We start from the raw sequence: 19073 nt of genomic DNA, 5'->3' as shown, positions 1-19073 counted from the left end.
TATTCTATGAATTGTACGTATTTGAAATATTATATCATGAATCTATAAAAAGCTAAGTACAACAATCGAGAAAGTAATAGTCTTTTTAGTTAAAGCTGTTGTACTATGTCGATTTATTGATAAAATTAATTACTAAGTAAAACTCGTCCATACTAGTTTGCTTATCTTAGAATAATACCGGGGGGAGTATAGCTTGTGTACAAGTTGTTGTAGTTTTAAAGACCCAAAACAAAAAGCATTAAAGGAGACCTTTGCCCGCTATCAGGGGACTTCGGGTTCATTAATTCCGATACTACAGGAAGCCCAAGAAATATATGGTTACTTATCTGGTGAAGTGATGCAGCAGATAGCACGAGAGTTAAATATTCCCTATAGTAAGGTCTATGGAGTGGTTACTTTTTATGCCCAATTTCATCTTAGACCTCGGGGGCGAAATATTATCCGTATTTGCACTGGTACAGCCTGTCATGTGAAGGGGGCAGACCGCTTGCTGGAAACCGTACGAGAGGCAACCGGTCTGGAAGGCGAAGGGACAACTGAAGACTTGCGCTACACACTGGAAACAGTAGCCTGTTTAGGTGCCTGTGGACTAGCTCCCGCCATGATGATTAACGAAGATACTTACGGGCGCCTTACTCCGGTCAAAGCTTTAAATATTTTAAAACAGTATCAATAGACAGAGGTGTCATGGTGAAAAACATTGATAATAATACTCCTAAAGTGGTTTGTATTTGCGCTGGTGGTTGCACTTCCTCCGGTTCCTTGAAAATATTAGAACGTTTTCAAACTGAGATAGAACAAAGGGGACTGGCAGATAAAATTGTGGTTAAGCCTGTGGGGTGCCATGGCTTTTGTGAACAGGGACCTATTGTTACGGTTGAACCAGAAAAATTATTTTATACCCGAGTTAGCGAGAATGATGTACCTGCCCTTGTAGTATCTATAGCGAAAGGGTCACCAGTGGATCGGCTTTTATATATAAATCCGGAGAATAACCAAAGAGTCACCAATTATGAACGCGTTCCCTTTTATGCCCGCCAGCAGAAAATTGTCTTAGCAAAATGCGGTAAGATTAATCCGGAAAGGATTGAGGACTATCTTGTCCTAGGAGGCTACCGGGCTATGAAAAAGGTATTAACAATCATGACACCACAAGCGGTGGTAGATGAAGTGAAAAGCTCGGGTCTTCGGGGCCGCGGTGGTGCAGGATTTCCCACTGGTACAAAGTGGGAAGGTGCCCTTCATGCCAAGATTAAAGATAAAAAATACGTGATTTGCAATGCAGATGAAGGTGACCCTGGTGCTTTTATGGATCGCAGCATATTAGAGGGGAATCCCCATGAAGTCCTGGAAGGGATGATTATCTGTGGTTATGCCACTGGTTCGGATGAGGGATATATATATGTGCGGGCGGAATACCCCATGGCCATTCGAAGATTAAAGATTGCTATTTCTCAGGCTGAAGCCGCAGGTTACCTAGGGAATAACATTCTTAATTCTGGCTTTAACTTTCACATTAAAATTAAAGCCGGTGCAGGGGCCTTTGTCTGTGGTGAGGGAACTGCCCTGATGGCTTCCATAGAAGGCAACCGGGGGATGCCACGATTCAAAGCAAGTCGATCCACCGAGAAGGGTCTTTGGGATAAACCAACAACAATGAATAATGTTGAAACCTTTGCCAACATTCCAACCATTATTGTCAAGGGAGCTTTATGGTATAGCTCCATCGGTACGGATAATAGTAAAGGAACCAAAGTGTTTTCGTTAACTGGTAAAGTTGTTAATACAGGTTTAGTGGAAGTGCCGATGGGAACTAGCCTCCGCCAAATTATATTTGATATCGGTGGTGGGATACCAAATAATAGAAAATTTAAAGCTGTACAATCCGGGGGACCGTCTGGAGGATGTATTCCGGCAAAATACCTGGATTTGCCTGTGGACTATAATTCCCTGGGAAAGGTCGGAGCAATGATGGGCTCGGGCGGCCTTGTCGTTATGGATGATACCACCTGCATGGTGGATGTTGCACGGTTTTTCTTAAACTTTACCAAGAATGAATCCTGCGGCAAATGTACGCCCTGTCGTGAAGGTACCCTGCGTATGTTGGAAATCCTTACTCGTATCTGTGAAGGGAAAGGGGAACCCAAGGATATCGATGACCTAGAACGATTAGCAAAGGTTATCTGTGGTACATCACTGTGTGGACTTGGCCAAAGTGCACCTTTCCCGGTCCTTAGCACTCTGCGCTACTTCCGGCATGAATATGAAGAGCATATTTACAATAAACGTTGTCCAGCCGGTGTTTGTCCCAATCTACTGGTTTATACCATCGATAGGGAAAAATGCATTGGGTGTGGTATTTGTGCCCGCTCCTGTCCTGTTGGAGCCATTGACGGGGAGAAAAAACAACCACATTCCATAGATATCAAAGCTTGCATAAAATGTGGCAATTGCCTGCAAAAATGTAAATTTGGTGCAGTTCAAAAGAGGTAGATGGCTTTTGGGAGAGTGAAGAGTTTGTCAAATGTTAACATAAATATAAATGGGCAGCAAATATTAGTTCCCGCTGGCAGCACTATACTAGAGGCGGCTACGCAAGTGGGTATTTTCATTCCTACCCTTTGCCATGACCCAGAATTGACTTCCCAGGGATCCTGTCGAATCTGTGTTGTGGAGCTCAAAGATTCCGGAAAACTGATAATATCTTGTGCCACCTCTGTTAGAGAAGGCATGGTGGTAGATACAGAATCTCCAAGCGTTCTAGAGGCCCGCAGGACCATCTTGGAATTGCTATTGGCCAATCACCCCCAGGATTGTCTTACCTGTGGGAAAAACGGGGACTGCAGGTTGCAAGATTATGCTTATCGTTACGGCGTAACTGGACCAGGCTTTTCTGGCCAGCGCCACAATTATGAAATTGAAAAAGATAACCCTTTTATCTTGAGGGATATGAACAAGTGCATCTTATGTGGCAAATGTATAAGGGCATGCGATGAAATACAAGGTAACCATGTATTGGACTTTGCCTACCGGGGCTTCCACACCAAGATCACCACAGCTATGGATCTGCCCCTATCTAAATCGGAATGTGTCTATTGCGGAAACTGTGTAGCGGTTTGCCCGGTGGGCGCCCTACAAGAAAAGGGTTTACGCAGCCGGGCACGGACCTGGGAAGTGAAAAAAGTAAAGACCACTTGTCCCTATTGTGGAACAGGTTGCAGTTTGGAACTCAATGTGAAGGGTGGTCAGGTTGTTGGTGTTACCTCCTGTCAGGGAGAGGTTAATGGCAGGGCGCTCTGTATTAAGGGACGATTTGGTTATGGTTTTATTCATCACCCTGATCGATTAAAAAAACCATTAATTAAACACAAGGGAAAATTTGTTGAAGCCACCTGGGAAGAGGCCATCGCCCTGGTAGCCAAGAAAATGAGTGCAATAAAAAATGACCATGGTAATGATGCTTTGGCGGTGTTGAGTTCGGCCCGCTGTACCAATGAAGAGAATTACTTATTGCAAAAACTTACTCGTACGGTTTTCGGCACCAATAATATCGATCATTGTGCACGTCTTTGACATGCTCCCACTGTCGCCGGTCTGGCGGCATCCTTTGGCAGCGGTGCAATGACTAACAGCATTAATGAAGTGGCGGGGGCAGATTTTATTTTAGCCATTGGGACAAACACCAGCGAGACCCACCCCATAATCGCATTACAAGTGAAAAAGGCACTGCGTCAGGGGGCTACCCTGGCAGTGGTAGACCCGCGCAGAACGGAAGTGGCTCAATTAGCTCAGTATCACCTTCGGGTGAAGTCGGGTACAGATGTGGCATTATTGAACGGATTGGCCCATGTAATTATCGATGAAGGCCTTTGGAACAAAGAATTTGTTGATAAGCGTACCGAAGGGTTTGTGGCATTGAAGGAATTAGCAGAAAGATATACGCCCGACTATGTGGAAGAGATTACAGGGGTGCCGGCTGAAACTTTGCGTGAGGTGGCCCGGGGCTATGCAAGGGCGCAGAATGCCACGATTTTGTATACAATGGGCTTAACTCAGCATGTTAATGGCACCCATAATGTTTTTGCGGTGGCCAATTTAGCTATGCTTTGCGGACAAATTGGCAAGAAACATAGTGGAGTGAATCCTCTGCGTGGTCAAAATAATGTGCAGGGCTCCTGTGATATGGGTGCCCTGCCCGATGTGTTGACAGGTTATCAAAAAATAACCGATAACTTAGTTAGGGCAAAGTTTGCCCAGGTCTGGAATGTTCCTGAGCTACCCCCTCAACCTGGACTAACCATAGGTGAAATGATGAAAGCCGCCGCTGAGGGGAAAGTAAAAGGAATGTACATTATGGGGGAAAATCCCGTACTCTCCGATGCAGATGCCAATCATATCAAGGAAGCTTTGAGCAAGCTAGACTTTCTAGTGGTACAGGATATCTTCTTAACAGAAACTGCCCAAATGGCAGATGTGGTATTGCCGGCAGCCAGTTTTGCAGAAAAGGACGGAACTTTTACCAATACCGAAAGGCGTGTCCAGCGGGTGCGCAAAGCCATTGAACCAGTGGGAGAGGCTAAGGCCGATTGGGAAATACTTTGCAAAGTTGCCAATGCCATGGGATTTTCCATGAGTTACGAATCGCCGGCAGAAATCATGAAGGAAATTGCCAGTCTTACACCTTCCTACGGGGGTATTTCCTATACTCGGCTGGAACAGGAAAGCCTGCAGTGGCCTTGTCCAACTTCCGATCATCCTGGTACCCCCCTGCTGCATAGGGGTGTTTTTCTGCGTGGGCTTGGAAAATTTCATCCAATAGAATATTTGCCTTCATCAGAAACGCCAGATCATGAATACCCACTGATATTAAGTACTGGTAGGAGATTGTATCATTACCATACGGGGACCATGACCTTACGATCTGCTGCCCTAGAGCAACACTACCCTAACGAATATTTAGAAATGAATGCGATGGATGCAGAAAAATATGGTTTAGAAGATGGAGACAGGGTTAAAGTTTCCTCCCGTCGAGGCTCAGTAGAAGTGGTAGTTCGAGTTATGGATGTAACCCCTGTTGGATTTGTCTTTACTTCTTTCCACTATCCTCTGGTTCCGGTGAATCAGTTAACCAATGCAGCCTGTGATCCTATTTCTAGGGTTCCTGAATTAAAAGCATGTGCGGTAAAGGTGGAGAAGGTAACATAGATTGTCGACACAGCAAATAACCAACCTGTTTGGTTGGTTATTTGCTATCGTTTTGCTCAGGACCAGTTATACGGGTGCTGGGAGTTAGGTATTCTATTATTCATACTGTTTTTCGAGGCGGCGCATTTCCTTTTTAATACCTAAGTAAAGAAGCAAAGCAATTAGAATGCTAATGCCAACATAAATGTAATTTCTACCCAAGGTAATTAGGTGGTAGCTAAAGGCTGTTTCGAGTAGCAGAGCAGGGAATTTACCTGCAGTGGTTGCTATTAAAAAGTTTAATAACGAAACAGATGTAATGGCACCAAAGAGGTTGATTAGCCCAGAAGGAATGAAGGGAGCCATTCGTAGAATAAATAAAAAATATGTCTGCTTCAATGGGGGCAGGGAATTTATTGTTTTAAAGAGTTTCCATTGCTCGGTAGACAGTTTGGCAACTGAAGTTATTCCCCATCTATATAATAGAAAAGAGATGGCTGCTCCGATTACCTCTCCGGCCCAGGAAACAAGAAAACCTTTATTTAAACCAAAGATGATGAGGTTTGCTCCGGTGAGAAAGACAGATGGCATGACCCCCATAAGACTGATTGCAACATTTATAAAAATGCTAATTAGAACGGCCTTGGAACCAGCTGTTCTAATTAATTCAACTGCCTTCTGAATATCGCTAGAAAAGACAATTTTAAAGATATTAAGGACTTCGTTTCCCCATAGGTAAAAGAAGCAAACTGTAAAAAATATAACCAATAATATGGGATGTTTTCTCATTTGATTTTTCCTTTTGTTAAAGTTTGAAAAAAAGCATTGGGGGATATTTTATTCTTTTTTATACTTTCTGGATGATAATTACCAACCCAAAAAGATTTGTCTGTCAGCCGATTTGCTTTAATGTATTTTCAAATACACTATAAATTAATACTTAGGGGTTCGTCAATAGACTGTAATGGTAATGGTGTGGTAGATGATTTTTGTAGCATTGAAGGAGTCCTTTTAAGTTTTAGTGTATAATGCTAGATGAATGGATAGTAAATAGGTTTGATAGATATATGGCTTTTTTCTACTGGGGGTTAAAAATGAAACAGCTAATTCTTGCGGAAAAGCCATCAGTGGGGAGGGATATTGTAAATGCCATTGGTGGTCATTTTGAAAAAAGGGATGGGTATTATGAAAATAGTCAGTATATTATTAGTTGGGCCATCGGGCATCTGGTTGAATTATGTGAACCAGAGGATTATCAACCTAACTTAAAAAAATGGACTCTCTCAGCTTTACCCATTATTCCAGAATGCTTCAAACTAAAACCCAACCCTAAAACAATTAAACAGTACAAAGTAGTTAAACAACTTCTCAACCGGCCTGATGTGGAACTAATTGCTGGGACGGATGCAGGGCGTGAAGGAGAACTGATCTTAAGATATATTATGCGTTTATCAGGATACAGCAGGCCCTTTAAACGGCTCTGGTTGTCAGAGACAACACCAGAATCCATCAGAAAAGGACTGGCCAATCCGTTGCCAGGGCAGGCTAAGGATCTACTGGCTGCTGCAGCGGAGTGCAGATCCCATGCAGACTGGTTAATTGGTATCAATGCTACTCGAGCCTTTACCAAAAAGCACGGAGATTTATTTTCAATAGGACGTGTACAAACTCCAACCTTAGGACTTATTGTAGCCAGAGAAAAAGAGATTAAAACGTTTATACCCGCCCATTACTGGGAATTATATGCAGATTTTGTCACAACTGATGGTCAGGTTTATCGTGGCAAGTGGTTTAAAAATAAAAACAAAAACCGATTTAACCAGGAGGCAGACGGCATAAGCATCAAAAATAAAATTGTGGGACAAGATGGCTCGGTCATTAAGGTCGAGGAAAAAGCAGTGTCTGAACCACCGCCCACCTTGTTTAACTTGAATGATTTACAAAAGGAAGCCAATAAAAAGTTTGGCTTTACTGCAAGCCAGACCTTAGAAATAGCCCAGGCATTATATGAAAAACACAAACTATTAAGTTATCCTAGAACAGAGTTTAAACACCTTACGAACGAATTGGCTAAGACAATTCCTTCTCGGTTATCAGCCCTGGGGTCAGTGTCTGGCTATTCTAAGTTTGTGGCCTACGCCCAAAGTGCCCCGAAACCGGGGAAGAGGTTCATCGATGACGCCAAGGTCGGAGATCACCATGCATTGATTCCGACAAATGTTAAGCCAACCGCCGCGCTGTCCCCCAATGAAGCTAAAATTTACAATATGGTGGCCCGTAGATTTTTAGCAATGTTTTTTCCTGCGGCGGAATACAAGCAGACAAAAATCATGACTTCTGTGTCAGACGAAACATTTCTAACATCAGGCAAGATTGAACTAAGCCCAGGGTGGAAGGAAGTAATACCTCCATTAAAAGGTGAGAATAAGGAAAAAAGTGACGAGGAAGTCTTGCTCCCTCCCTTAACGAAGGGGGAGAATGTTGCAGTAACCAAAGCTAAATTGCAACAGAAGAAAACGGAGCCTCCGAAAAGGTATACAGAGGGAACACTACTGGCGGTTATGGAAGGGGCAGGGAAGTTTGTAGATGATAAGGCATTGAAGGATGCCATGAAAGGACACGGACTGGGAACAAGTGCAACCAGGGCGGCAATAATTGAAAGATTAATTAAAGTGGGATACGTAGAGAGAAAGAGCAAGACTTTAATACCAACCCAAAAGGGTGAAACACTTATTAGTTTGGTGCCAGAAGTGGTCTCTAGCCCTCAAATGACCGGCGAATGGGAGAAAGCATTGGCAGATATAGAAGCAGGTCAAGTTAATCCCAAACGCTTTATGTCTGAGATTATTAGTCTAACTAAAAAGATAGTTAACCTAGCTAAAGAACAAAAAACAAATGGATATATGCCCGAATCAACAAAGGAAGTAGTAGGAAAATGTCCCTTATGTGGCAGAGAAGTTGTGGAATATGCAAAAAAATTTGGCTGTGGAGGATTCCGTGAGGGTTGTGCTTTTTCATTTGGCAAACAAATTTTGAAGAAAAAAATAACAGTCAAACAGGCAAAACAGTTATTAACTAACGGTAAAGTACTGATTAAAGGATTCACATCTTCTAAGACAGGGAAAAAATTTGATGCGGCCTTAGTTCTTAAGGATGGAAAAGTTTCCTTTGATTTTTCATAAATGTTAAGCTCACATATAATTCATTGAACAAAGAGACAATATCTATAGCAGTGAAAATAATCCTTACTTAGGGAGATTATCATGGTAACTTCGTTTGATAAATTAGAAATAGATGCAGATATAGCAGAAGGCTTAAGCAAGCAGGGGATAAAAAACCCCACTGCCATTCAAAAGGTGGCGATACCTCTGGCCTTGAAAAACAAAGACATAATCGGGCAGTCGCAAACAGGAAGTGGAAAGACCCTAGCCTATTTATTACCTATCTTTCAAAAGATCGATAGTAGTAAAAGAGAAACCCAGGCCCTGATATTAGCACCAACCCACGAACTGGTCATGCAGATAGATAAACAGATAAAGACCTTATCCTCGAATGCTGGTTTAACAATAAATTCTACTGTAATGATTGGGGAAGTTAATATTGTAAGACAGATTGAAAAACTGAAAGAAAAACCGCATATCATCGTCGGTTCAACGGGAAGAGTTCTTGAACTTATAAAAAGAAAGAAGATTAGCAGTCACACTATTAAAACTATTGTTATTGATGAAGCGGATATGTTGCTGGATCAAAACAATTTGGCAGGGGTAAAAGATGTTATTAAGACCACTATGAGGGATAGGCAATTAATGATCTTTTCGGCCTACATGAACCAAAGGGCTATGGCTGAGTCAAAGGAATTAACCAAAGATGCGGAAGTTATTATTATAGAAGATGAAATATTAGTTAATCCGAATATAACCCATCTATACTTGATAGCAGAGCAAAGAGATAAGATGAAGGTCTTAAGGAAGTTAATAGCTGCTACCAAACCGAAAAAGGCGATTATATTTGTAAATAAGATGGAAGATATTCAAACTACTGCATTAAAACTCCAGTATCACAATTTTAAAGTAAGCGAAATATATGGTAAGGCAGCAAAGGAAGAACGCCAAAAAGCAATGGAGGGCTTTCGGAGTGAAGGGCAACTTTTGGTAGCATCCGACATGGCTGCCAGAGGGTTGGATATCAATGGCGTAACGCATATTTTTAATTTAGATTTACCCGAGGATTCTAAAGAATATTTACATAGAGTTGGCAGAACTGGTAGGAAAGGTAAGTTAGGTACAGCTATTTCCATTGTTACGGAAAGAGAAACAGCATTACTCAAGAAGTATGAGAGAGAATTTAAAATTATCATTGAAGAGAAGAATGTGTTTAAAGGAGTTCTTGTAGATCCAGTTAGAGGTAAATCCTCATTCACTAAAAAACGAGATAAAGCACTGAGCAAAAGCACTACTAAGGGGAGTATCAGTAAAAAAGAGAATTATTCTGCTAATTATTCAAACAAATCTTCCAAATCAAAATCAAAGAAAGTACCAAACAGAAGTGCAGTAAGTTCCAAGACGAGAAGGGGTTCGTAACTTATTTTCTAATCTAAAAGTTTCAAAAGCTCCAAATAAAGAAAACTTGACTTATGCCAAGCCTTTAGATAAATAAATAGGACTTCATACAAGTAAATGTATTGAATGCCAAGGCCGATTGTTACTTTCAGCTATGGTGAGAATGACAATAAGCTGATTGCCTATGGGGTAAAAAAAGCTGAGGAGATATTGGGAGCGATGGGCGGCGAACCGGCCTTTGTCATCCCAGATACCGGTCACATGCTGGGAACTTGCTGCATGGGTAATGATCCGTCTACTTCAGTCGTGGACGGTTTCTGCCGCAGTCATGATATCCCGAACCTGTATATCTGCAGCGCCAGTGTCTTTGTCAACTCCGGCGGGTGTAATCCCATTGAAACGGTGATGGCCATTGCGGCCAGAATGGCGGACCATATTGCTGAAATGGCGGCAAAAAGAGAGTATGCCTATGCATAACACATAACGTAAGAAACCCAAACTGGCGGTTTGGGTTTCTTTGGAGTTACATGAATGGACCGGATTGTTTACTTTTCGTAAGAGCCGTATCCACCATAGCCAAAACCGCCAAAGAACAGCAGGATTAGCACTAAGAAAATGATGAAGGATGGGGAATAGGGATTTAAGAACCCGCCACAGCCTGCGCTGTCATAACCACCGCCATGACCATAACCCATATAAATTCCTCCTCTGCATATTTATTCTGGCATTTGCCATAATTCATCCTATGCAGCTATAAAATATTTGTTACAAAATCAGCCTTTTTTATTTGGTTAGAAAAAGCTGACTAACTTTTGAATAGAGTAATATAATTATTCTCTCAACTTCCTCTGCTTTAAGAGAAAGAGAATTTATTTCAGCTTAAAAATATAATAATTTCCTTATACTTTTAAGTGTCACGCTAAAAGGAACGGTAATATACTAAATCAAGTGAGTGAATCCATTGGATTTCTAGTGTTGTCTCAGTGGCTGGTAGCCCACCCCAGAAGCACTGGTTTTATGGTATAACCTCGGAGGCCCCGGATGATTTCACCTATTATGGTCTAGGATACTTTGGGAAGTCATCGTAAGGGAAAAGTAACACTTTTGGGAAGCAGTCATATTATAAAGGAGAGGTAACGAAAGTTACCACAATAAGAAATATTAGAAAGGGGGTTATATTATGGGTTATGGATTTGGAGGATATGGTACCAGTTCCTCTTTCATCATTTTCTTAATTCTGATCCTGTTACTCTTTGGTAGTGGTGGTTACGGCTACGGCGGTTGTGACGTTCAAAAATAGTTATTTTAGTTATCAAAAAAATACCATTAGGTAGCCCCCTAGGTCTTTCGGGGGGCTATCCTTTTTGTTGTGATACTTTGCCGCTACCTATAATTATAATAGAGTAGTAGCTGCCAGCAACCGGGTAAATGATACTTTTACGAAACTACCTCCTACAGAGCTCCGTTACAGGGGTAAGATATGGTACTACAGGCATGTGCATGGTCAGTTTCCGGTTACATTTAGTGCGGGTACCTTGTTTGGAAATCATGATATGCGGAGGTACAGAAGGGTTTTATCATAATTTAGGGACGGTTATTGGAATTCCTCAAGGGGTTATCTGCACAATACTGCAGGGTGATACATAAAATGAAGCAACTAGAATTTTGGAGGTATCATTTTGTTAAAAATTATCAAAGTTAAGGAACCTGGCCATTGGCAAAAATTCTTGGAATTACCCTGGCTAATATATCGCAAGGATCCACTTTGGACCCCCTGGGCGGACCATGGCAGAATGTTTGACCCTCAGTCTAATCCTATCTTGCGTCACGTTCGGTATGAGTGTTTTTTGGCCTTAGATAATGATAAGCCTGTTGGCCGTATCGCGGCAATTACAGATGATCTTTTGGCAGATAAAAGGGTGGGCTTGTTTGGTTGTTTCGAGTCTATTGATAGTTCCGAGGTAGCAGGGGAGTTAATAAAAGCAGCTAGCCAAAGTCTATCTGATAGGGGAAAAAATATAATTCAGGGTCCGGCAACGTTAAATACTTCACAGCAGGTCGGGTTTTTGGTAGAGGGGTTTGAAAAACCTCCCTTATTTATGATGCCGTATAATCCACCATATTATATAAGACTCATGGAGGAAAATGGATTTTATTCAATATTAGGACTTTACTCTTACTCTTATTCCTATTCTACAAAAATAGATGCTAAACTGGCCTCTGTAGCCAAAAGGGCAGCCAGGATTCCCAATATAAGGATACGTCCTGTTAATTTAAATAATCCCTGGAGAGAAGGGGAAAAATTAGCAGCTATTCATAACGAAACCATGACCAATCAGTGGGGATTTGTTCCCATGGACCAGGAAGAAGCAGCAAGCTTTATAGCCGGTCTCAGGGGTAATACTGACCCTGAGCTATTAATCTTTTGTGAGGTTGACAACAAGCCTGTAGGAGTATGCTTAATGATGCCTGATGCAGGGCCTAGGATACGTGCAGCCAGACGTTCAGGTTTCAATCTTCCTTTTACAAGGAGTAAACTCTTACGTGTTGGGGTTTTGGGAGTTAGTCCGGAATACAGGCGCCGTGGAGTAGTGGCTTTATTAATAGACAGAGCAAGAAGAACCATGCTGAGAAAGGGCTATCAACAGGCTGAGTTATCTCTGATTATGGATACAAATAAAGATATGAACAGAATTATTACTTCAGCCGTGGGAGGCCAAGTAAGTAAAAGATATCGGGTTTATCAAAAGGATTTATAATTTTCGAGGGATTTCAGTCCAAACGGTGCTTTTATTACCGATTCTGCTTTGAGGGGCACTTTAATCAAATGAATAGGTTTCTTAAAGCCTGATAACCTTGGAAGATAGGGCTTTTAGTAGAAAGGCTTTTTTGTTAAATTGGTTCCGATAATACATATTATGTTAACTAGAGTAAAAAAGAGGCTTTAAGGGGGGCTCGGCTGCCAACTCTTTTGTCTATGTTGTTAGCCCTTTAGCTTATGGGATTCTAGTATCAATTATCTATGGTTAATAAAGATAATAGTCGGTTTCTGGTTTGCTTTGCTAATTCGTTAGCGTTTGTGTTGAGTTCTATTTTAATGTGTATAAACCTATCCTAATAATATCTCGGGCCATTTGTAAGATTATGTTAATTAATTTAACTTGCATGATACTATCAATTAGTTAAGTATAAATATATCCTTACTACTTATTAGAATAATCTCACTCTACAACACAGTATGCTTTCTGGAATTATTTTAATAAATATTGTCTATATAGCTTTATATTTGCATCGTGTAATCTGATAATATTAGTTTCTATTTTATATATAATGTTAATATTAAACAAAATTCATTGAAAGAAAAGCCTATTTTCCGTTAATGTATTTCATACCCCTCCCCCCCTCCTTTTAACTGCAAATCAGTAAAATGCCATTGAATTACTCAATGGCATTAATAAATAATTAAATACCGCAGCGTTAATTGCAAATAAAAATTAATAATATAACACATACAAAATAAATATTAAGCTTACTTACATATATATAAAAACTAATATAAGTTATACCATTTTTAAATTATCAGAATAGTTAATTAATAATTCTATCCCTCTGTGGTAGACACTTTCTGGTAAAAGTTTGTATTACGAATGAGTGGATTTCGTGTCCGCTTACAACTTGTAGATGTTGCTATGCCCTTTTTGAATTAGATCTCTTTTCTAGTGAATTCTCTGAGTTCATTCTATTCAATTGGCACCTGTCAAAAAATGTTTTTTGAATCTACTCATACTTAGCAGGGAATCAAACCACATTCCTCTAATATGGCATGTCCTTCCGGCCCGGCAAGAAGGTCAATAAAGGCTTGAGCTAACTCTGGATTCTGTGTTGTCTTAACAAGTCCCACGGCAAACTCTATTGGTTTACCATGAATAATTATGTTTTTGCCAGGAATTTTACTTTCAACAGATATAGAAGCCTGGTCGTAATAATCTGCATGTGCTGGGTTAGAAAGATTAATCTTGGAAGGCAGGTTTATGTAGGGAAAACCAAGTTGCTTTGCTTCTGAAGAATATAGAAAAGCATAGTCAACTTTTCCTTCAAGTAAAGCTCCAGCTAAATCCATTGATTTTGGGTAGGTAGTGTAGGGAATACAGGCTTTCTCCAGTTCATTGGACAGACCGGGCCGATTATAGAATTTTTCAGCCAGTTGCCAAACCATTAAAGCTCTATAGCCACAGGGGTCAAGGTTATGATCCGAACGGGCAAATCTTACTTCGGGTTGAAGTAAGATGTCAGCCCAGTTTTCTGGGCGAATTTCTTTGCTGCCTTTAGAAAAGCGGTCATACCCAATCACAATTTGATCCGTAGCAAAAACAAAATAATTATCAACTTGCTCGGGCACTAATAGTTCTGCAAATAGGGCTTGATCAGCAAGAGCTACTATGTCATATTTGTCACCGGAGAGTAACCTTTTAGCACCTTCCCTTGAACCAACCACTTCCATTTCTAGTGTTATCCTAGGATTTTTTGATAAGAATAGCTCTATGCAATTTCCAATAACCCTGTGTAACGCCCCAGCATTAATTATCTTTAAAGAGCAATTATTGTTAGCCATCTCCAGTTACCCCCATTGACCTACGAGTTATATTGTTCATATATTTTTATGAACTTCTCTAGTTTTTCCTTCTGGTGCCTAATGCTTTCTGTCCATTGGCCTAGCAATGCCTCTCCATTATTTGTGATGGTGTAGAGGCGCCTTCCAGGTCCTGATGGACCAGTCTCCCAGTGAGATTTAACAAGTTCATCCTTATCCATACGTCTTAAGTGTCGGTATACTGTTGCTGGATCTACTTCTCCAAGGGTAAAATCTGAATCATTTAGTCTCTGAATAAGTTCATAACCATGAGAAGGTTTTAACTGCAATAACAGAAGTAACTGAGCTTCAATAAGCCGGTCACTTGGAAGGCTTATATTTATATTGTTAGTCATATATAACTACACCTCAACTATATTCATGTTGCAAATAGATTTTGTGTTACTATAGCACAGTGTATTTCTCTTTTCAATATTGTGAATATGTTTTTTAAAACATGGTCACTGAGGCATTCTCGGTTTTCTGGACACCCTTATATCAGGTGGAAATAACCTTATTGCTAAGGCGGTTTTCCACCTTCAAGATTCTACCAGAGGGGTGCTACCCCACATCAAGAGGCTTTCGCGGCATAAACGCTATTTATGGCTTCCCTATGCACAAATTAAACCTATACCGCAAGATCCAAACATAATTGCTTCTTGTATGCAATGGAGTAAACCAACCCAAGGCTGCATGCCGCCTTTGCCGGTTATAATAAACCTCTATATATTCAAAAATTGTTTGTTTGGCTTCATCTCTATTTTTGAAATGATAGAAATTAGTGCATTCACATTTTAAACAACTAAAGAAGTTTTTCGCACAGGACCACCTGGATTATTAGCTACAGAAATTGTACCGTTGCTTGACATTACAATGGAATGAACAATAGACATACCAAGGCCCATTATGAGTTCTTCCTTGGTATATCCAAACATTATGCAAATCCAAGGATTTACGTTTGTTAGGTGGTAATCGTAGTCAGTTACAAATATGCCTACGCCAGCTTGATCTACTAATATTCGGTATAATTCTTTGCTTTGTTTCAAAGATTCCATTTTCTGTGCTATGTTGATATGTTGAGAACCACCAGGGTTAATTTTGATTTTTCTTTTATTCGTCTTGGCATCTATACTAAACTCCTTTTTAATGTAAATAGATTTATTGGGGGAGCATCATTCTTTTGAGGAATGAATATTGAAAATTATCTCTATAACTTGTCAGAGGTTTCCTCCTCCAGGTAGCTAATTGTTTTAGGATGTCTATGACAACTATCCATATATGTACCTGTATAAGCATCTGAAAGTAATCAAACAATAACAACTAAAATGTTCTTTTCTATTAGATTAACTTGGGGGGATAGTTTTGGGAAGTCAGTTTATCCTGGCATCAACATTTTTTATTCTAACCTATGCTTTTATTGTATCAGAGAAAATTAACCGGACCGTTGTTGCCCTGGCTGGGGCAGTGGTTGTGCTTTTCGCCGGCTTGGTAAGCCAGGAAAAGGCAATTCAATATATTGACTGGAACACCATAGGTCTGCTGGTGGGAATGATGATTATAGTGGCCATTACACGAAGAACCGGTGTATTTGAGTATCTTGCTATCAAAGCTGCCATTTTAGCAAAGGGAGAACCTACGAAACTACTGGTTTCCTTATCAATTATCACAGCATTTGCTTCTGCTTTTTTGGATAATGTCACTGCAGTACTGCTGGTGGTCCCTGTTACCTTCTCAATTTGTAAGCAATTACAGGTGAATCCTGTTCCTTTTATCGTATCTGAGATTTTAGCCTGCAACATTGGAGGAACCGCCACGTTGATTGGTGACCCGCCCAATATTATGATCAGTGGCCCTGCAGGCTTGTCTTTTATGGATTTTATCTTTAATTTAGCTCCCATCGCGGTGGTTGTTTTTATCATTACAATATTGATATTACGCTTTGTTTACAGTAAGGAAATACAGGCAGCCCCAGAATTAATGGCTAAAATTATGAAATTTAACCCTCAGGATGAGCTAAAGGATAGAAAACTCCTAACCAAATGCCTGCTAGCATTGGGGTTAACAATACTTGGTTTTGCGCTTCATTCCATTCTTCATATGCCCACTGCAACAATTGCCCTTGGGGGAGCGGTGCTATTGCTTCTAATGACTAGAGAAGAACCAGAACATGTACTGGAAGCCGTAGAATGGCCCACTATTTTCTTCTTTGTGGGATTGTTTGTGGTTGTGGGGTCTTTGGAAGAGGCAGGAGTTATTCACTGGATAGCTGAATCTGCTTTACACTTAACGGGTGGTGAAATCGTAACTACCGGCTTTCTAATACTATGGCTTTCTGCCATTGCTTCAACCTTTGTTGATAACATCCCCTTTGTAGCAACAATGATCCCGCTTTTGCAGCAAATGGGTAAGATCGGTGGTATTGCAAATTTAGATCCCCTGTGGTGGTCCTTAGCCTTGGGGGCCTGCCTTGGTGGAAATGGCTCACTGGTTGGGGCTGCTGCCAACGTAATTGTGGCCGGGATGGTTGAAAAAAGAGGCTATCATCTTGGTTTCCTGGCATTCATGAAAATAGCCTTCCCGTTGATGATTTTATCAATATTTTTAGCCATGATATATTTAGTAGTGTTTATTTATTGACTCCAACCCACAATCATAAATATTTATGTTAACAGGAGTACCCTCCCTGCCCAGCCAACATAATTAGACTATCGAAACCCACCCTATGTATGAGTGCACAATAAACCAATGGACCCAATCCCCTAGCTGACATCCTTTGCCGAGAAAAATACTGTTTTTTGTAAAACTCTTGCAAAAAAAACTTAAAATAATCTTTAAAAATAGTTTAAATTTATTTTAAACTATTTTTATATACTCTTAGCACACCATGTATTCTAAGATATTTATAAAAAGCCCTTCTTTATAAAGGAGATTAAATATAAATGTAAAATAAAGTAACTAGTCACATGTTGTAGAATTTTTTGGAGGCCTTTCAAATGCTTAAAAAGATTCTGATCGTGGAAGATGACCTAGGCATTAGGGAACTTCTAAGACTTTACCTGAGTAAGCATGGCTACCAAGTTGTTATGGCCCAGGACGGTATAAGAGCATTAGAAATATACGAGCTTGAGCAGCCAGATTTAATTTTATTGGATATACTCTTGCCAGGTGTAGATGGTTATTCTGTTTGTCAGGAATTAAGAAAGTATTCAAATGTACCTATAATATTTATCAGTTGTAAAAAAGATTCTAAAGACATCATTGAAGGCTTAGAGTTGGGTGCAGATGATTTTATCACTAAACCCTTTGACCCAGACGTTCTAATGGCTAGGGTGCAGGCCAGTCTCAGGCGCGCACCCATCTTCCGTAGGATAGCATCATCTCGCAAAATAGTGAATCGTCAGGTCATAAAATATGGTAATTTAGAAATTGATATGGCAAATTTTGAGGTTCGGCTAGACGGCAATCTAGTAACCCTCTCTGCTAAGGAACTCCAACTACTTATCTTTCTGGTCCAACACCCGAACCAAATATTCTCCACTGAACAGCTTTACTTAAAAGTATGGGGATTAGATAGTATCGGTGACAATAGGACGGTAATGGTTCATATTAGTAATATTCGTAAAAAAATAGAGTCTAATCCTTCTCAGCCAGAACGAATTTTAAATATACGTGGTATTGGCTATAAATTTATTGGTTAACATTTTATATTTCCAGTTAATTAACAAAACAGGGGGGTATTTCAGTTGATTAGTAACAACTTATTTGAGCTGCAAAAAATTCTTAGCAATAATGGTCTTCTTATTAGCTTTTCGGGAAGGTTTTCGCAGAGTATTATTGAGGAACTGGGTGAAGCAGTAAAGAAATATCTTGAAACAGAAGATCGTCCCAAGAATGATGTGTATAATGTTTTCTCCATCTTCATCGAACAAACCCAAAACATTAAAAACTATTGCGAAATCAAAAAAGAATCACCCCATTACGAACGAATTGCTAACTCATGTATGGTAACCATTGGCAAAACCGAAACTGGCAATTATATTTGCTCTGGGAATATCGTTGAGCAGAAAGATGCAGTAGTGCTAACTGGGATTATTGATGAACTGATTCCATTGGACAAAGTAGCATTAAAGAAGCTTTATAAAGAGAAATTGAGACAAGACATTTCTCCGGATAGCTTGGGTGCAGGTATTGGTCTTGTTGATATTGCCAGAAAGGCAAGTCTGCCCCTTGAATATTCAATTACAACCATTGATGACAATTTCTTATTTTTTACATTAAAGGCTGTGGTTTAGGGGGGTAAATACATGGATAAATTATTCATAGAGGGTTCTAAAAGCACCCCAGAGGTGTACTTTGACCCTCAACAAAACATACTTCTTTTGCAAGGGCAATCTTATCCCGAAAACGCTTTTAAATTCTATGAGCCTATCTTTAATTGGGTTGATAATTATCTTATACAATTAAATACTGAGGTAGTGGTAAAAGTAGATTTTATATTACCCTATATTAATACCAGTAGTTCCAAGTGTATTATGATGCTGCTAGAAAAACTAGATAAGGCTTATCTGGCTGGCAAGCAGTTATCCCTCAATTGGTATTATAACCAAGATAACGAAAGTGAGCTTGAATGTGCGGAGGAATTTAAAGAGGACTTAAATTTACCCTTCTACATTATTCCTCGGGAGGATAATTAGTTGTAG

16 protein-coding genes and 1 pseudogene are annotated in these 19073 nt (G+C 40.1%); 11 read left to right on the top strand and 6 right to left on the bottom strand.

The window, feature by feature from the left end; genetic code table 11:
- Positions 1 to 193 precede the first annotated feature (193 nt).
- From nuoE to fdhF, 3 genes are read left to right on the top strand one after another with little or no spacing between them, the layout of a single operon-like run.
- Positions 194 to 676 (top strand): NADH-quinone oxidoreductase subunit NuoE, encoded by a 483-nt coding sequence (nuoE, locus tag DRED_RS09940; protein WP_011878194.1) that lies wholly within the window; start codon positions 194 to 196, stop codon positions 674 to 676.
- Positions 677 to 687: 11 nt separating this feature from the next.
- Positions 688 to 2493 carry an NADH-quinone oxidoreductase subunit NuoF gene (locus DRED_RS09935; RefSeq protein ID WP_049755885.1) on the top strand — a complete coding sequence of 602 codons (1806 nt, stop codon included), beginning with the start codon at positions 688 to 690 and terminating at the stop codon, positions 2491 to 2493.
- 24 nt (positions 2494 to 2517) lie between these two features.
- Positions 2518 to 5205 carry a formate dehydrogenase subunit alpha gene (fdhF, locus tag DRED_RS18295; protein ID WP_198006884.1) on the top strand — a complete coding sequence of 896 codons (2688 nt, stop codon included), beginning with the start codon at positions 2518 to 2520 and terminating at the stop codon, positions 5203 to 5205.
- Between the two features lie 96 nt (positions 5206 to 5301).
- Here the strand turns inward: fdhF and DRED_RS09920 are convergent, their stop codons facing one another.
- A complete protein-coding gene (locus tag DRED_RS09920; RefSeq protein WP_238442623.1) occupies positions 5302 to 5775 on the bottom strand; it encodes a TVP38/TMEM64 family protein in 474 nt (157 codons plus the stop codon).
- Between the two features lie 503 nt (positions 5776 to 6278).
- On the opposite strand from DRED_RS09920, the gene DRED_RS09915 reads away from it, so the two are divergent.
- The 3 genes from DRED_RS09915 (at position 6279) to DRED_RS09905 (ending at position 10220) form a co-directional block, all read left to right on the top strand.
- Positions 6279 to 8366: a DNA topoisomerase III gene (locus tag DRED_RS09915; protein WP_011878189.1), complete on the top strand. Its 2088-nt coding sequence runs from the start codon at positions 6279 to 6281 to the stop codon at positions 8364 to 8366.
- A gap of 81 nt (positions 8367 to 8447) precedes the next feature.
- On the top strand, positions 8448 to 9764 hold the full coding sequence (locus DRED_RS09910) for a DEAD/DEAH box helicase (protein WP_011878188.1): 1317 nt from the start codon (positions 8448 to 8450) through the stop codon (positions 9762 to 9764).
- Positions 9765 to 9869: 105 nt separating this feature from the next.
- Positions 9870 to 10220: a GMC oxidoreductase gene (locus tag DRED_RS09905; protein ID WP_011878187.1), complete on the top strand. Its 351-nt coding sequence runs from the start codon at positions 9870 to 9872 to the stop codon at positions 10218 to 10220.
- Between the two features lie 68 nt (positions 10221 to 10288).
- Here DRED_RS09905 and DRED_RS19060 read toward each other — a convergent pair whose 3' ends face one another.
- Positions 10289 to 10438: a hypothetical protein gene (locus DRED_RS19060; protein ID WP_198006883.1), complete on the bottom strand. Its 150-nt coding sequence runs from the start codon at positions 10436 to 10438 to the stop codon at positions 10289 to 10291.
- Between the two features lie 984 nt (positions 10439 to 11422).
- Between DRED_RS19060 and DRED_RS09900 the strand changes: the two genes are divergently transcribed.
- A complete protein-coding gene (locus tag DRED_RS09900; protein ID WP_011878186.1) occupies positions 11423 to 12502 on the top strand; it encodes a GNAT family N-acetyltransferase in 1080 nt (359 codons plus the stop codon).
- Between the two features lie 1028 nt (positions 12503 to 13530).
- Here DRED_RS09900 and DRED_RS09895 read toward each other — a convergent pair.
- The 4 genes and pseudogenes from DRED_RS09895 to DRED_RS09885 all read right to left on the bottom strand — a co-directional run bounded on the left by DRED_RS09895 (position 13531) and on the right by DRED_RS09885 (position 15419).
- Positions 13531 to 14355: an extracellular solute-binding protein gene (locus tag DRED_RS09895; protein ID WP_011878185.1), complete on the bottom strand. Its 825-nt coding sequence runs from the start codon at positions 14353 to 14355 to the stop codon at positions 13531 to 13533.
- Between the two features lie 20 nt (positions 14356 to 14375).
- Positions 14376 to 14729 carry a helix-turn-helix transcriptional regulator gene (locus tag DRED_RS09890; RefSeq protein ID WP_041274570.1) on the bottom strand — a complete coding sequence of 118 codons (354 nt, stop codon included), beginning with the start codon at positions 14727 to 14729 and terminating at the stop codon, positions 14376 to 14378.
- Positions 14730 to 14973: 244 nt separating this feature from the next.
- Positions 14974 to 15126: pseudogene (locus DRED_RS19055) on the bottom strand (IS3 family transposase); the annotation flags it as partial.
- A gap of 41 nt (positions 15127 to 15167) precedes the next feature.
- Positions 15168 to 15419, bottom strand: coding sequence for a PAS domain S-box protein (locus DRED_RS09885; protein WP_238442491.1), 252 nt, complete (start codon positions 15417 to 15419; stop codon positions 15168 to 15170).
- Between the two features lie 316 nt (positions 15420 to 15735).
- On the opposite strand from DRED_RS09885, the gene DRED_RS09880 reads away from it, so the two are divergent.
- The 4 genes from DRED_RS09880 (at position 15736) to DRED_RS09865 (ending at position 19067) form a co-directional block, all read left to right on the top strand.
- Positions 15736 to 17010, top strand: coding sequence for an ArsB/NhaD family transporter (locus tag DRED_RS09880; RefSeq protein ID WP_011878183.1), 1275 nt, complete (start codon positions 15736 to 15738; stop codon positions 17008 to 17010).
- A 356-nt stretch (positions 17011 to 17366) separates the two neighbouring features.
- On the top strand, positions 17367 to 18071 hold the full coding sequence (locus tag DRED_RS09875; RefSeq protein WP_011878182.1) for a response regulator: 705 nt from the start codon (positions 17367 to 17369) through the stop codon (positions 18069 to 18071).
- A 45-nt stretch (positions 18072 to 18116) separates the two neighbouring features.
- On the top strand, positions 18117 to 18665 hold the full coding sequence (locus tag DRED_RS09870) for a SiaB family protein kinase (protein ID WP_011878181.1): 549 nt from the start codon (positions 18117 to 18119) through the stop codon (positions 18663 to 18665).
- Between the two features lie 12 nt (positions 18666 to 18677).
- The gene (locus tag DRED_RS09865) at positions 18678 to 19067 is read left to right on the top strand and encodes a DUF1987 domain-containing protein (protein ID WP_011878180.1); all 390 of its coding nucleotides are present in this window, start codon (positions 18678 to 18680) and stop codon (positions 19065 to 19067) included.
- Positions 19068 to 19073: the final 6 nt, after the last annotated feature.

This window comes from Desulforamulus reducens MI-1, from assembly GCF_000016165.1.
Taxonomy (GTDB): Bacteria; Bacillota; Desulfotomaculia; order Desulfotomaculales; family Desulfotomaculaceae; genus Desulfotomaculum; species Desulfotomaculum reducens.
The sequence above is the reverse complement of the archived record's forward strand: the minus strand, read 5'-3'. Positions and strand labels throughout refer to the sequence as shown.

What these genes read in the sequence shown, in the direction of transcription:
- DRED_RS19060 (WP_198006883.1), bottom strand. Translation starts at nt 10,438, where the DNA reads ATGGGTTATGGTCATGGCGGTGGTTATGACAGCGCAGGCTGTGGCGGG.
- DRED_RS09875 (WP_011878182.1), top strand. Translation starts at nt 17,367, where the DNA reads ATGCTTAAAAAGATTCTGATCGTGGAAGATGACCTAGGCATTAGGGAA.
- DRED_RS09905 (WP_011878187.1), top strand. Translation starts at nt 9,870, where the DNA reads ATGCCAAGGCCGATTGTTACTTTCAGCTATGGTGAGAATGACAATAAG.
- DRED_RS09935 (WP_049755885.1), top strand. Translation starts at nt 688, where the DNA reads ATGGTGAAAAACATTGATAATAATACTCCTAAAGTGGTTTGTATTTGC.
- DRED_RS09890 (WP_041274570.1), bottom strand. Translation starts at nt 14,729, where the DNA reads ATGACTAACAATATAAATATAAGCCTTCCAAGTGACCGGCTTATTGAA.
- DRED_RS09915 (WP_011878189.1), top strand. Translation starts at nt 6,279, where the DNA reads ATGAAACAGCTAATTCTTGCGGAAAAGCCATCAGTGGGGAGGGATATT.
- DRED_RS09910 (WP_011878188.1), top strand. Translation starts at nt 8,448, where the DNA reads ATGGTAACTTCGTTTGATAAATTAGAAATAGATGCAGATATAGCAGAA.
- DRED_RS09895 (WP_011878185.1), bottom strand. Translation starts at nt 14,355, where the DNA reads ATGGCTAACAATAATTGCTCTTTAAAGATAATTAATGCTGGGGCGTTA.
- DRED_RS09920 (WP_238442623.1), bottom strand. Translation starts at nt 5,775, where the DNA reads ATGCCATCTGTCTTTCTCACCGGAGCAAACCTCATCATCTTTGGTTTA.
- DRED_RS09865 (WP_011878180.1), top strand. Translation starts at nt 18,678, where the DNA reads ATGGATAAATTATTCATAGAGGGTTCTAAAAGCACCCCAGAGGTGTAC.